General features: G+C 51.6%; 6 protein-coding genes, 20 tRNA genes and 3 rRNA genes. 24 read left to right on the plus strand and 5 right to left on the minus strand.

Annotation, left to right across the window (positions count from 1 at the left end):
* Positions 1-45: 45 nt before the first annotated feature.
* On the minus strand, positions 46-1,047 hold the full coding sequence (locus ACZ5FK_RS15675) for a cation diffusion facilitator family transporter (RefSeq protein WP_464805792.1): 1,002 nt from the start codon (positions 1,045-1,047) through the stop codon (positions 46-48).
* 14 nt (positions 1,048-1,061) lie between these two features.
* Positions 1,062-1,784 (minus strand): MgtC/SapB family protein, encoded by a 723-nt coding sequence (locus tag ACZ5FK_RS15680; protein WP_464805793.1) that lies wholly within the window; start codon positions 1,782-1,784, stop codon positions 1,062-1,064.
* A 121-nt stretch (positions 1,785-1,905) separates the two neighbouring features.
* On the opposite strand from ACZ5FK_RS15680, the gene ACZ5FK_RS15685 reads away from it, so the two are divergent.
* Complete coding sequence (locus ACZ5FK_RS15685) at positions 1,906-2,808, plus strand: DMT family transporter (protein WP_464805794.1); 903 nt, start codon at positions 1,906-1,908, stop codon at positions 2,806-2,808.
* Between the two features lie 549 nt (positions 2,809-3,357).
* Positions 3,358-4,910 (plus strand): 16S ribosomal RNA (locus ACZ5FK_RS15690).
* 196 nt (positions 4,911-5,106) lie between these two features.
* Here the strand turns inward: ACZ5FK_RS15690 and ACZ5FK_RS15695 are convergent.
* Positions 5,107-5,241, minus strand: a complete 135-nt coding sequence (locus tag ACZ5FK_RS15695) for a hypothetical protein (RefSeq protein ID WP_464804638.1) — start codon at positions 5,239-5,241, stop codon at positions 5,107-5,109.
* A gap of 30 nt (positions 5,242-5,271) precedes the next feature.
* Between ACZ5FK_RS15695 and ACZ5FK_RS15700 the strand changes: the two genes are divergently transcribed.
* From ACZ5FK_RS15700 to ACZ5FK_RS15805, 22 genes are all read left to right on the plus strand, one after another.
* Positions 5,272-8,206: ribosomal RNA gene (locus ACZ5FK_RS15700) — 23S ribosomal RNA — on the plus strand.
* Between the two features lie 390 nt (positions 8,207-8,596).
* Positions 8,597-8,712, plus strand: a 5S ribosomal RNA gene (gene rrf, locus ACZ5FK_RS15705).
* Together the 16S, 23S and 5S rRNA genes with 20 tRNA genes alongside form the textbook arrangement of a ribosomal RNA operon.
* Positions 8,713-8,720: 8 nt before the next feature.
* Positions 8,721-8,796 (plus strand) — tRNA-Val (locus ACZ5FK_RS15710).
* 12 nt (positions 8,797-8,808) lie between these two features.
* A tRNA-Thr gene (locus ACZ5FK_RS15715) sits at positions 8,809-8,884 on the plus strand.
* 4 nt (positions 8,885-8,888) lie between these two features.
* A tRNA-Lys gene (locus ACZ5FK_RS15720) sits at positions 8,889-8,964 on the plus strand.
* A gap of 10 nt (positions 8,965-8,974) precedes the next feature.
* A tRNA-Leu gene (locus tag ACZ5FK_RS15725) sits at positions 8,975-9,056 on the plus strand.
* An 8-nt stretch (positions 9,057-9,064) separates the two neighbouring features.
* A tRNA-Gly gene (locus ACZ5FK_RS15730) sits at positions 9,065-9,139 on the plus strand.
* Positions 9,140-9,144: 5 nt separating this feature from the next.
* Positions 9,145-9,230, plus strand: a tRNA-Leu gene (locus tag ACZ5FK_RS15735).
* A gap of 20 nt (positions 9,231-9,250) precedes the next feature.
* Positions 9,251-9,327, plus strand: a tRNA-Arg gene (locus ACZ5FK_RS15740).
* A gap of 19 nt (positions 9,328-9,346) precedes the next feature.
* A tRNA-Pro gene (locus ACZ5FK_RS15745) sits at positions 9,347-9,423 on the plus strand.
* 10 nt (positions 9,424-9,433) lie between these two features.
* Positions 9,434-9,509 (plus strand) — tRNA-Ala (locus tag ACZ5FK_RS15750).
* 31 nt (positions 9,510-9,540) lie between these two features.
* Positions 9,541-9,614, plus strand: a tRNA-Met gene (locus tag ACZ5FK_RS15755).
* A 6-nt stretch (positions 9,615-9,620) separates the two neighbouring features.
* Positions 9,621-9,697: transfer RNA gene (locus ACZ5FK_RS15760), tRNA-Ile, on the plus strand.
* A gap of 18 nt (positions 9,698-9,715) precedes the next feature.
* Positions 9,716-9,808 (plus strand) — tRNA-Ser (locus tag ACZ5FK_RS15765).
* Positions 9,809-9,891: 83 nt separating this feature from the next.
* Positions 9,892-9,966, plus strand: a tRNA-Met gene (locus ACZ5FK_RS15770).
* A 3-nt stretch (positions 9,967-9,969) separates the two neighbouring features.
* A tRNA-Asp gene (locus tag ACZ5FK_RS15775) sits at positions 9,970-10,045 on the plus strand.
* Positions 10,046-10,085: 40 nt separating this feature from the next.
* Positions 10,086-10,158 (plus strand) — tRNA-Phe (locus tag ACZ5FK_RS15780).
* Between the two features lie 7 nt (positions 10,159-10,165).
* Positions 10,166-10,239: transfer RNA gene (locus ACZ5FK_RS15785), tRNA-Gly, on the plus strand.
* A gap of 2 nt (positions 10,240-10,241) precedes the next feature.
* Positions 10,242-10,318: transfer RNA gene (locus tag ACZ5FK_RS15790), tRNA-Ile, on the plus strand.
* A 1-nt stretch (position 10,319) separates the two neighbouring features.
* A tRNA-Asn gene (locus tag ACZ5FK_RS15795) sits at positions 10,320-10,394 on the plus strand.
* 13 nt (positions 10,395-10,407) lie between these two features.
* Positions 10,408-10,498: transfer RNA gene (locus tag ACZ5FK_RS15800), tRNA-Ser, on the plus strand.
* A gap of 3 nt (positions 10,499-10,501) precedes the next feature.
* Positions 10,502-10,573: transfer RNA gene (locus ACZ5FK_RS15805), tRNA-Glu, on the plus strand.
* Between the two features lie 82 nt (positions 10,574-10,655).
* On the opposite strand, the gene ACZ5FK_RS15810 is transcribed toward ACZ5FK_RS15805, so the two are convergent.
* Both ACZ5FK_RS15810 and ACZ5FK_RS15815 read right to left on the minus strand, forming a co-directional pair.
* Positions 10,656-11,402, minus strand: a complete 747-nt coding sequence (locus tag ACZ5FK_RS15810) for a TraR/DksA C4-type zinc finger protein (protein WP_464805795.1) — start codon at positions 11,400-11,402, stop codon at positions 10,656-10,658.
* A gap of 153 nt (positions 11,403-11,555) precedes the next feature.
* The gene (locus tag ACZ5FK_RS15815) at positions 11,556-12,470 is read right to left on the minus strand and encodes a 1,4-dihydroxy-2-naphthoate polyprenyltransferase (protein WP_464805796.1); all 915 of its coding nucleotides are present in this window, start codon (positions 12,468-12,470) and stop codon (positions 11,556-11,558) included.
* Positions 12,471-12,511 lie beyond the last annotated feature (41 nt).

The raw sequence follows: 12,511 nt of genomic DNA on the forward strand, positions 1-12,511 counted from the left end.
ACGGGAATGAGCAGAATCAGCTCCTCCTGTCCTTTTTTCCGTTTGTTATTTCGGTAACTTGCTGCTGATATCGCGGGGCGGCTCTTTTGGGTTTATTCCTTTCCAAGTGCGAATACCGTCATCTTCATCAAAGGAAATGACCGCCTCCCGAACCCCTTTTTGTTTTAGGATCAGGAGCATCAGCCGATCGCGTATATCATCCGCGTAGGCGACCGTCTTCGTGGGATCAATCTCAGCGATGACCTCCACATGCAAATATTCCCCTTCTTTCAGGACCTCTACTTTCTGCAAGTCTTTTACATCCGGATCTTCAGCGACAAGGAATGCGATATGATTCAGCATTTCCTCATCCGTTTCTCCGATGGCACCCCGCGCATTTTCTAGGAATATACGCCCGACTACATAAAACATCATTAATCCAATCATGATTGAGACAATGCCTTCAGCTGCGAGAAAGCCGGTGAAGTGGGCAATTAAAATGGCCGAGAAGGCGAAAATTCCGCCGACAGAAGCGACAAGGTCTTCCATGAAAACAAGTTTTGTCGCAGGCTTCGCTTTATTCAGGTGCTTGAAACTTGCAAGCAAGGCGGGAATACCGCTCTTCGGTTCGCCTGCATCATGCATGATCTCTTTGGATGCTTTCAACAATACAGAGAACTCGAGGGCGGTGGCAATGACGAGAACTGTGACGTTGATCCAGACGCCAGACGTTTCTGTAGGGTGTGTAAGGTGATGCCATCCTTCTTTGATCGCTTCATAAGACATGATGGCGACGATGATGACAGCGCCTAGGCAGACCAGATTCACGACTCGGCCGAAACCATTCGGGAATTTAGGTGTCGGACTCTTTTTGGATAACGCAGATCCGGAAAACACGAAGAATTGATTGGCGGCGTCACCGAATGAATGCATCGTTTCCGCAAACATGGCTACATTTCCGGTAAAGAGAAAGGCTGTTCCTTTTATCAGCGCGATCACGGCATTGACGACTGCTGCGAGGAAAGAAGATTTGTTCCCTTTCTTTAGCAAAACGAATAGTTCTTTCAAGGGCATTCACTCCATTATGGGAAGATTTCTAGTTCGATTGAATCGATGTATGCCAGTTCGGTCAGTTCCATATATAAGTCTGCGGTCTCTTTCTTAGTTAAAGCGGCTAACCGGAAGTCAAGCTCATGTTTTTCTCCGCCGGTTGCAGATGATAATTTCTTGATACGCAAATTCTCAATCGTCATTTCCTCTCTCTTTAGGAATTCCACCAATTCCTCGATCTTATGCTTGTCATTCAAGATGACGATGAAAGCAGCTTCTTTAGAACGAATTCTTTTGGGGCCGTATTTATCAAGACCCGGAGCTACAATCTCGATGACAAACAAGATACAAGCAACCGCGAATGCTGCTTCCAAGTAAAACCCGGCCCCCACTGCGATTCCAATGCTTGCCGCGCCCCAAATCATGGCGGCCGTCGTCAGACCTGTAATGTTGTCGTTATCGCGGCGCAAAATCGCCCCGGCACCAAGGAAACCGATGCCGCTCACAATTTGGGCAGCCAAGCGTAATGGATCCATTTGGATATTGATATCATTCCGCGCAGGCAGAAGATAAGCGGATTCCATGGAAACGATCGTAAGCAGACAGCTGAACGTCGCAATGACGGCGCTGGTCTTCAGGCCGATCGGTTTCTTCTTTATTTCCCTTTCCACCCCTATGACTAAACTCAAGATCAGCGCGAGCCCGAGCTTGATCAATACTTCTGGATACATCTCACTATTCGATATCCACTCCATACGCATCCCATCCCCCTATATATGTTTGCCCGGCAATCCATGATATAATTTCATAGTATCTATAACCTGAAACACTCAGGATGTAACATACAGGCCTGAGTGGAAAGGAGACATCGCTATTATGGAAAAGCCGGGCATCAATCCTTACATACCGATTATCATCGGCGTACTGTCTGTCGCTTCGTCCGCTATATTCGTAAAACTGGCCGCGGCAGATGCCGGGGTCATCGCCTTTTATAGAATGTTTTTCTCCGTCGTGCTCATGGTTCCGCTCTTCTTCTGGAAATACCGGAAAGAAGTGAAGGCATTAAGCAGGAAAGAGTGGACGTTTTCTGCAATTGGCGGCATATTCTTGGCGTTGCATTTTATCCTCTGGTTCGAATCGCTGAACTACACATCGGTCGCAAGCTCGACAGTCCTTGTCACGCTGCAGCCGATCTTCGCCTTCGCCGGAACCTATTTCTTCTTTAAAGAGAAATTATCCGGCAAGACGATCGTGTCAGCACTTGTTGCGATTACAGGCAGCATCATCATCAGCTGGGGCGATTTCAAAGTGAGCGGCACTGCATTCTACGGTGACATGCTAGCGCTTGCCGGCTGCGCGTTCATTACCGCGTATCTGTTATTCGGCCAAGAGGTTAGGAAACGTGTGTCTCTTATTACGTATACGTTCGTACTATACTCAATAAGCGCAATCACACTATTTTTCTACGTACTCATCAAAGGCGAATCATTTGGACCGTACGCGCCGTCCGACTGGCTGTGGTTCTTCCTGCTTGCCCTCCTGCCGAATCTGTTCGGCCATTCGCTTTTCAATTGGGCGGTGAAGTATGTCAGCACCAATGTAATCTCTATAGCTATCTTATTCGAACCGGTCGGCGCCGCAATCCTTGCATATTTTATATTCAACGAAACACTCAGCGGCAGCCAGGTAGCGGGCGGAATGATTGTTATAGCGGGCATTTTGCTGTTTGTGATCGACGGTGAAAAGATAAAGGGAAAATTATTTTCAAAAAGCGCTTGATTTCTTCAGGGGACATGTTGTATATTAGTACATGTCCTCTTGAGAGGCGCACAACATGAAAGTCAAACGAAAAAAGAAATTAAAAAAAGTAGTTGACTTCCAAGTTAGCAAGTGGTAAGATAATAAAGTCGCCAAGAGAGGCGGCGAACATGAACCTTGAAAACTGAACAGCAAAACGTCAACATAAAGTTCCGAAGCCGACCCCGTCGGCGGACGAACAACAACAATGGACATCATAAAGATGCCAGCAAAGAAATCGAGCTACTCGAATTTCTTCAACCTTTCTCCTACAAGAGAGGCATCTGGCGGCCGAGACGTAGTGCAGTGCTAGGAGACGATTGAGTGAAGGAGGGAGCGTGCTTTGGCACGTGACCGACTGAACGAATGAAGTCGACAACGCAATGCGCTGCGTATCGGTCCGCCAGACTGGTGTGCGAGACGTGGTGGAGTGCTAGGAAGCGAAGGAGCAAGGGAGGGAACGTACACCAGTACGTGACCGACCGCGCGACTGAAGCTGACAACGCAATCCGCCGCGTATCGCGCGCCAGATTTATGGAGAGTTTGATCCTGGCTCAGGACGAACGCTGGCGGCGTGCCTAATACATGCAAGTCGAGCGAATGACAGGGAGCTTGCTCCCTTGATTTAGCGGCGGACGGGTGAGTAACACGTGGGCAACCTGCCCTGCAGATGGGGATAACTCCGGGAAACCGGGGCTAATACCGAATAATCAGTTCCTCCGCATGGAGGAACTCTGAAAGACGGTCTTTGGCTGTCACTGCAGGATGGGCCCGCGGCGCATTAGCTAGTTGGTGGGGTAACGGCCTACCAAGGCGACGATGCGTAGCCGACCTGAGAGGGTGATCGGCCACACTGGGACTGAGACACGGCCCAGACTCCTACGGGAGGCAGCAGTAGGGAATCTTCCACAATGGACGAAAGTCTGATGGAGCAACGCCGCGTGAACGAAGAAGGCTCTCGGGTCGTAAAGTTCTGTTGCGAGGGAAGAACACGTACGGGAGTCACTGCCCGTACCTTGACGGTACCTCGTCAGAAAGCCACGGCTAACTACGTGCCAGCAGCCGCGGTAATACGTAGGTGGCAAGCGTTGTCCGGAATTATTGGGCGTAAAGCGCGCGCAGGCGGTCCTTTAAGTCTGATGTGAAATCTCGCGGCTCAACCGCGAACGGTCATTGGAAACTGGGGGACTTGAGTGCAGAAGAGGAAAGCGGAATTCCACGTGTAGCGGTGAAATGCGTAGAGATGTGGAGGAACACCAGTGGCGAAGGCGGCTTTCTGGTCTGTAACTGACGCTGAGGCGCGAAAGCGTGGGGAGCAAACAGGATTAGATACCCTGGTAGTCCACGCCGTAAACGATGAGTGCTAAGTGTTAGGGGGTTTCCGCCCCTTAGTGCTGCAGCTAACGCATTAAGCACTCCGCCTGGGGAGTACGGCCGCAAGGCTGAAACTCAAAGGAATTGACGGGGACCCGCACAAGCGGTGGAGCATGTGGTTTAATTCGAAGCAACGCGAAGAACCTTACCAGGTCTTGACATCCCGCTGACCGGCATGGAGACATGCCTTTCCCTTCGGGGACAGCGGTGACAGGTGGTGCATGGTTGTCGTCAGCTCGTGTCGTGAGATGTTGGGTTAAGTCCCGCAACGAGCGCAACCCTTGATCTTAGTTGCCAGCATTCAGTTGGGCACTCTAAGGTGACTGCCGGTGACAAACCGGAGGAAGGTGGGGATGACGTCAAATCATCATGCCCCTTATGACCTGGGCTACACACGTGCTACAATGGACGGTACAAAGGGCTGCGAACCCGCGAGGGGGAGCCAATCCCATAAAACCGTTCCCAGTTCGGATTGCAGGCTGCAACTCGCCTGCATGAAGCCGGAATCGCTAGTAATCGTGGATCAGCATGCCACGGTGAATACGTTCCCGGGTCTTGTACACACCGCCCGTCACACCACGAGAGTTTGTAACACCCGAAGTCGGTGGGGTAACCCTTACGGGAGCCAGCCGCCGAAGGTGGGACAGATGATTGGGGTGAAGTCGTAACAAGGTAGCCGTATCGGAAGGTGCGGCTGGATCACCTCCTTTCTAAGGATAATTACGGAATACAGATCTTCGATCTGTAAGTTGACGTTTTGCGTTCAGTTTTGAAGGTTTATCGAAAAGCGGAAAACACCGGTTAGCTCAACCGGCAGCTGGAGGGCTTGAGGTGAAATGCTTGCATTTCGTCCGAAAGACCGAAGCGGACGCGTGAGCTGGTGTTTGGAGCTGGACAATAATATCTTCAGACTTGTTCATTGAAAACTGGATAGAACGACATTGAAAGTAACAAGTAATCAACCGAGTCGATCACGTAGTGATTGAACATGCAATACTTTGTAACGAGCTGGTTGTGTTTATCGCTAAATACACCACTCAAACCATGGCACCTCTTGCAGGATGCCGAAAAGGTTAAGTTAGAAAGGGCGCACGGCGGATGCCTTGGCACTAGGAGCCGATGAAGGACGGAACTAACACCGATATGCTTCGGGGAGCTGTAAGTAAGCTTTGAGCCGAAGATTTCCGAATGGGGGAACCCACTGCCCGTAATGGGGCAGTACGCTGCACGTGAATACATAGCGTGAGCGAGGCACACCCGGAGAACTGAAACATCTAAGTACCCGGAGGAAGAGAAAGAAACATCGATTCCCTTAGTAGCGGCGAGCGAAACGGGAAGAGCCCAAACCAGGAAGCTTGCTTCCTGGGGTTGTAGGACACTCTATACGGAGTTACAAAGGGCTGGGTTAGGCGAAGCGACCTGGAAAGGTCCGCCAGAGCGGGTAAAAGCCCCGTAGCCGAAAGTCCAGCCTCTCCAGAGTGGATCCTGAGTACGGCGGAACACGTGAAATTCCGTCGGAATCCGGGAGGACCATCTCCCAAGGCTAAATACTCCCTAGTGACCGATAGTGAACCAGTACCGTGAGGGAAAGGTGAAAAGCACCCCGGAAGGGGAGTGAAAGAGAACCTGAAACCGTGTGCCTACAAGTTGTCAGAGCCCGTTAATGGGTGATGGCGTGCCTTTTGTAGAATGAACCGGCGAGTTACGATTCCATGCGAGGTTAAGCCGAGAAGGCGGAGCCGCAGCGAAAGCGAGTCTGAATAGGGCGCATGAGTATGGGGTCGTAGACCCGAAACCAGGTGATCTACCCATGTCCAGGGTGAAGGTAAGGTAACACTTACTGGAGGCCCGAACCCACGTACGTTGAAAAGTGCGGGGATGAGGTGTGGGTAGCGGTGAAATTCCAATCGAACCTGGAGATAGCTGGTTCTCTCCGAAATAGCTTTAGGGCTAGCCTCAAACGTAAGAGTCCCGGAGGTAGAGCACTGTTTGGACGAGGGGCCCATCCCGGGTTACCGAATTCAGACAAACTCCGAATGCCGGATGACTTCTGTTTGGGAGTCAGACTGCGGATGATAAGATCCGTGGTCGAGAGGGAAACAGCCCAGACCGCCAGTTAAGGTCCCCAAGTATCCGTTGAGTGGAAAAGGATGTGGCGCTGCCCAGACAACCAGGATGTTGGCTTAGAAGCAGCCACCATTTAAAGAGTGCGTAATAGCTCACTGGTCGAGTGGCGCTGCGCCGAAAATGTACCGGGGCTAAACGGATCACCGAAACTGCGGATTGACACCGATGGTGTCAGTGGTAGGAGAGCGTTCCAAGGGCGTCGAAGCCAGACCGGAAGGACTGGTGGAGCGCTTGGAAGTGAGAATGCCGGTATGAGTAGCGAAAGAAGGGTGAGAATCCCTTCCACCGAATGCCTAAGGTTTCCTGAGGAAGGCTCGTCCGCTCAGGGTTAGTCGGGACCTAAGTCGAGGCCGATAGGCGTAGACGATGGACAACAGGTTGATATTCCTGTACCACCTCCCCGCCGTTATCAGCAATGGGGGGACGCAGTAGGATAGGGTGAGCGCGCTGTTGGTCATGCGCGTCCAAGCAGTGAGGCGTGGAATGAGGCAAATCCCATTCCAGATGCGCTGGGCTGTGATGGCAAGGGGAATTGTCCCCGGAGTCCCTGATTTCACACTGCCAAGAAAAGCCTCTAGCGAGGCGGGAGGTGCCCGTACCGCAAACCGACACAGGTAGGCGAGGAGAGAATCCTAAGGTGATCGAGAGAACTCTCGTTAAGGAACTCGGCAAAATGACCCCGTAACTTCGGGAGAAGGGGTGCTCTGGTAGGGTGAATAGCCCGAGAGAGCCGCAGTGAATAGGCCCAGGCGACTGTTTAGCAAAAACACAGGTCTCTGCAAAACCGTAAGGTGACGTATAGGGGCTGACGCCTGCCCGGTGCTGGAAGGTTAAGAGGAGGGGTCAGCGCAAGCGAAGCTCCGAATTGAAGCCCCAGTAAACGGCGGCCGTAACTATAACGGTCCTAAGGTAGCGAAATTCCTTGTCGGGTAAGTTCCGACCCGCACGAAAGGCGTAACGATCTGGGCACTGTCTCAACGAGAGACTCGGTGAAATTATAATATGCGTGAAGATGCGCATTACCCGCGACAGGACGGAAAGACCCCGTGGAGCTTTACTGCAGCCTGATATTGAATTCCGGTGCAGCCTGTACAGGATAGGTAGGAGCCTAAGATGCCGGAGCGCCAGCTTCGGTGGAGGCACCCGTGGGATACTACCCTGGCTGTATTGGACTTCTAACCCTTGCCCGTGATCCGGGCAGGAGACAGTGTCAGGCGGGCAGTTTGACTGGGGCGGTCGCCTCCTAAAGAGTAACGGAGGCGCCCAAAGGTTCCCTCAGAATGGTTGGACATCATTCGCAGAGTGCAAAGGCATAAGGGAGCTTGACTGCGAGACCTACAAGTCGAGCAGGGTCGAAAGACGGGCTTAGTGATCCGGTGGTTCCGCATGGAAGGGCCATCGCTCAACGGATAAAAGCTACCCCGGGGATAACAGGCTTATCTCCCCCAAGAGTCCACATCGACGGGGAGGTTTGGCACCTCGATGTCGGCTCATCGCATCCTGGGGCTGTAGTCGGTCCCAAGGGTTGGGCTGTTCGCCCATTAAAGCGGTACGCGAGCTGGGTTCAGAACGTCGTGAGACAGTTCGGTCCCTATCCGTCGCGGGCGCAGGAAATTTGAGAGGAGCTGTCCTTAGTACGAGAGGACCGGGATGGACACACCGCTGGTGTACCAGTTGTTCTGCCAAGGGCATCGCTGGGTAGCTATGTGTGGACGGGATAAATGCTGAAAGCATCTAAGCATGAAGCCCCCCTCGAGATGAGATTTCCCTTTACTTCTGTAAGTAAGATCCCTCAAAGATGATGAGGTGGATAGGTCCGGGGTGGAAGCGTGGCGACACGTGCAGCTGACGGATACTAATCGATCGAGGACTTAACCAAGAAAAGCGGAGACGACCGTTTAGGCGCGACAGGCATAAGACAGCCTGCGGAAGTGGCGAAAGCCACCGGAGCAGGATGGCTTATGACCCCGAGCGACTGGGAGTTGAAGCTGGACACAAGAAATGCCGAAGCGGCCGCCAAGGCGCGACAGGCACAAGACGGATTGGCGAAGCGGCGCTTTCTGCCGCGCAGCCGAGACGGCTTGTGACCCGAGCGACTGGCCGCTGAGGCTGGACAGTTACAATAGTACGTTGATTACGTTACCCAATGTCACTTCTATCCGGTTTTGAATGAGCAATTCATTCAAAAAAAGCTCTTTTCACTAAAAAAAGTGCTTGTAAATCTCTAAAGAGATGATATAATAAGTAATGTCTTCAAAAGAAGTACAAGTCTGGTAATGATGGCGAAGAGGTCACACCCGTTCCCATACCGAACACGGAAGTTAAGTTCTTCAGCGCCGATGGTAGTAGGGGGCTTCCCCCTGTGAGAGTAGGACGTCGCCAGGCTTATATACGGAGGATTAGCTCAGCTGGGAGAGCACCTGCCTTACAAGCAGGGGGTCGGCGGTTCGAACCCGTCATCCTCCACCATATATCTTATGTGCCGGTGTAGCTCAACTGGTAGAGCAACTGACTTGTAATCAGTAGGTTGAGGGTTCAAGTCCTTTCGCCGGCACCACTAAGAGCCATTAGCTCAGTTGGTAGAGCATCTGACTTTTAATCAGAGGGTCGCAGGTTCGAATCCTGCATGGCTCACCATTTTAATCATGCGGGTGTGGTGGAACTGGCAGACACGCTAGACTTAGGATCTAGTGCCGCAAGGCGTGGGGGTTCGACTCCCTTCACCCGCACTTTATACGCGGAAGTAGTTCAGTGGTAGAATACGACCTTGCCAAGGTCGGGGTCGCGGGTTCGAATCCCGTCTTCCGCTCCAATTTTGCCGGGGTGGCGGAACTGGCAGACGCACAGGACTTAAAATCCTGCGGTAGGTGACTACCGTACCGGTTCGATTCCGGTCCTCGGCATCAGAACCAGTTAGGATCAAGCGCCCGTAGCTCAATTGGATAGAGCGTCTGACTACGGATCAGAAGGTTGTGGATTCGACTTCTGCCGGGCGCGCCATTACATAGCAATCACTTTACGGGAAGTAGCTCAGCTTGGTAGAGCACTTGGTTTGGGACCAAGGGGTCGCAGGTTCGAATCCTGTCTTCCCGACCACTTTCAAAATGGGGCCTTAGCTCAGCTGGGAGAGCGCCTGCCTTGCACGCAGGAGGTCAGCGGTTCGATCCCGCTAGGCTCCACCATTTATAATAACTGAGAGTTATAAGTACTTTCGGCGGCGTAGCTCAGCTGGCTAGAGCGTACGGTTCATACCCGTAAGGTCGTGGGTTCGATTCCCTCCGCCGCTATCAAAAGGACCTTTAGCTCAGTTGGTTAGAGCAGACGGCTCATAACCGTCCGGTCGCAGGTTCGAGTCCTGCAAGGTCCACCACTATTTGAATATTATCACGGAGGAATACCCAAGTCTGGCTGAAGGGATCGGTCTTGAAAACCGACAGGGGTGTTAAAGCCCGCGGGGGTTCGAATCCCTCTTCCTCCGCCATATTGCTTTTTGAAACAGCATATGGTATACTAAGAAAGTGCTTGTCAATCAAGCTAGCAATTACATGCAGTTCATATTATTATCGCGGGGTGGAGCAGTGGTAGCTCGTCGGGCTCATAACCCGAAGGTCGCAGGTTCAAATCCTGCCCCCGCAACCAAATGGTCCCGTGGTGTAGCGGTTAACATGCCTGCCTGTCACGCAGGAGATCGCCGGTTCGATCCCGGTCGGGACCGCCATTTCATCTTTTATACATAGAAGTGAAAATGCAGCACAAACGGCTCAGTAGCTCAGTCGGTAGAGCAAAGGACTGAAAATCCTTGTGTCGGCGGTTCGATTCCGTCCTGAGCCATTCTTCTGCGGGTGTAGTTTAGTGGTAAAACCTCAGCCTTCCAAGCTGATGATGAGGGTTCGATTCCCTTCACCCGCTCCAATGGGCCTATAGCTCAGCTGGTTAGAGCGCACGCCTGATAAGCGTGAGGTCGGTGGTTCGAGTCCACTTAGGCCCACCATTCCGCAGTAGCTCAGTGGTAGAGCAATCGGCTGTTAACCGATCGGTCGTAGGTTCGAGTCCTACCTGCGGAGCCATCATTTTTAATACGGGGAAGTACTCAAGAGGCTCAAGAGGCGCCCCTGCTAAGGGCGTAGGTCGCGTAAGCGGCGCGAGGGTTCGAATCCCTCCTTCTCCGCCATATGGCCCCTTGGTCAAGCGGTTAAGACACCGCCCTTTCACGGCGGTAACACGGGTTCGAATCCCGTAGGGGTCATCCCAAAAAAGCTGAACGGCATAAACCGTTCAGCTTTTTTTATTTCTCTTTATTGCCTAAGCGGCAGGTCCTTGCTTAGGCATTACTCTGTTTCCTTATCGTTAATATAGCTGTCTCCCTCGTGATAAGGGATATCGCCGATTGGAGATTCAAGTCCTTCCTGATCCAGTTCCTCTTCATATTCCTTTTCTTCTGAAGAGCGGACAAATCCTCTGTTTTCACCGGTAATATCGGTTCCTGTAAATTCTTCATACTCTTCCGAGGCTCCGTCTATTATTCCATCCTCATACAATGTATTGTAATCGTCCCGATCCCCAAAGAAGTCAGAAGGTGTTTCGGATGTCCCCGACTGGGCAATCTCCGAGAAGCTGTCTTTGCTGTCTTCTATCGAATCATCGCTATGCCGGTTTGCGAAAGTATCAGGCTCTGCCATGATGAGGATATCCTTCTCGGAAGGCCGGTCTGTCGGCACTTCCTGTTCTGTTGTATGATCGATGCAGACGGTCGTATATGGGATCGCTTCCAAGCGTTCAAAGGGAATATCTTCACCGCATACTTTACATACTCCGTATGAGCCATCCTTAATAGCATCCAGGGCATCATCCACTTTTGCGATTTCTGCATCCGCATGCACATTTAACGCGATATCCTTTTGACGTTCAAACAGCTCTGTCCCCAAATCAGCCGGATGATTGTCATATGCCGACAGTTCGCCTACCGTATCCGTTTGGCTCTCTCTCGTTTCCGTCTCATCGTCTGTTTTCACCAAGTTCTCTTTTATGGAAAGCAATTCATTTTTTAAAATGCCCATTTGCCTCTCATCTAACATGAATTCCACATCCTTTGTCCATAATGGCTTTAGTATGTTCACTCCAGCCTCTTTCATCAATCTCTCATAATCGATTACTGTCCTATTCCCGTTTAGCCGAATATGCTAAACCTAAAAAGGAACCTGCTGGCGCAGGCTCCTTTTGCATATAGATTATTTGATGAGATGTCCAATCAGGATCCCGACTGCCAGGAGAAGGGCAAAAAGTGTGTTTGTCACAGCTGTGTCCTTCATCGCAGGCATCACTTGCAGCGGTTGCTCGTGCGTCCTGAATACTTTGATCGCATGGAGCGGTTTCTTGATGCTCAGGAATACGAGCAGCGCCCAAGCGGTCACATGTCCGGCGATCACTAAAGCGGTGATCCATCCATAGGAAATGAGGAAGAACGCGAGAAGGATAGTAATGGCCCGCTGGCGTCCGACTAAGATAGCCAGTGTTTTGCGCCCGCCTTCCGTATCACCGGCGATGTCCCTAATATTGTTGGACATCATGATGCCTGCTACGAGAAGCATGCTTGGAATAGACAGGTAAACCGCATCAGCTGTCACCGTTCCCGTCTGGATATAAAAAGCGATCAAGACAAGCAGCATTCCCATGACCACGCCTGAAAATAATTCACCTAATGGAGTGTAGGCGATCGGATAGGGTCCGCCTGTATAAAAATAACCGACCATCATGCATAAGAGGCCGATAACGGCGAGCGTCCAAGATGTTTCCATGCAAATGTAGACGCCGATCAAAATCGAAATGCCGTAGAGCAAAAATGCGATGGCTAACACGGTTCTCGGCTGTACACCGTTTCGGACAATCGTGCCCCCGATACCGACAGAGTGTTCCGTGTCCAGGCCTCTTTTGTAATCATAGTACTCATTGAACATATTAGTCGCCATTTGGATCAGGACGCTGGCGACTAGCATGGCAACGAATAGAGGGACGTGGAATGCACCATAGGAGACCGCAATCATCGTCCCAAGGAAAACGGGGGCGAACGCGGCGGTCAGTGTGTGAGGCCTTGTGAGCTGCCACCAGATCCTCCATCCTGTATCCGCTTTTATCGTCTGTTGCAATTTGATTCTCTCCTTAAATATAAATTAACGCATACTGCTAT

This window comes from Sporosarcina sp. GTC18466 (assembly GCF_055389225.1).

Bases quoted from the DNA above. Each gene is read 5' to 3' on its own strand.
- ACZ5FK_RS15680 (WP_464805793.1), bottom strand. From the start codon at position 1,784: ATGGAGTGGATATCGAATAGTGAGATGTATCCAGAAGTATTGATCAAG.
- ACZ5FK_RS15685 (WP_464805794.1), top strand. From the start codon at position 1,906: ATGGAAAAGCCGGGCATCAATCCTTACATACCGATTATCATCGGCGTA.
- ACZ5FK_RS15810 (WP_464805795.1), bottom strand. From the start codon at position 11,402: ATGTTAGATGAGAGGCAAATGGGCATTTTAAAAAATGAATTGCTTTCC.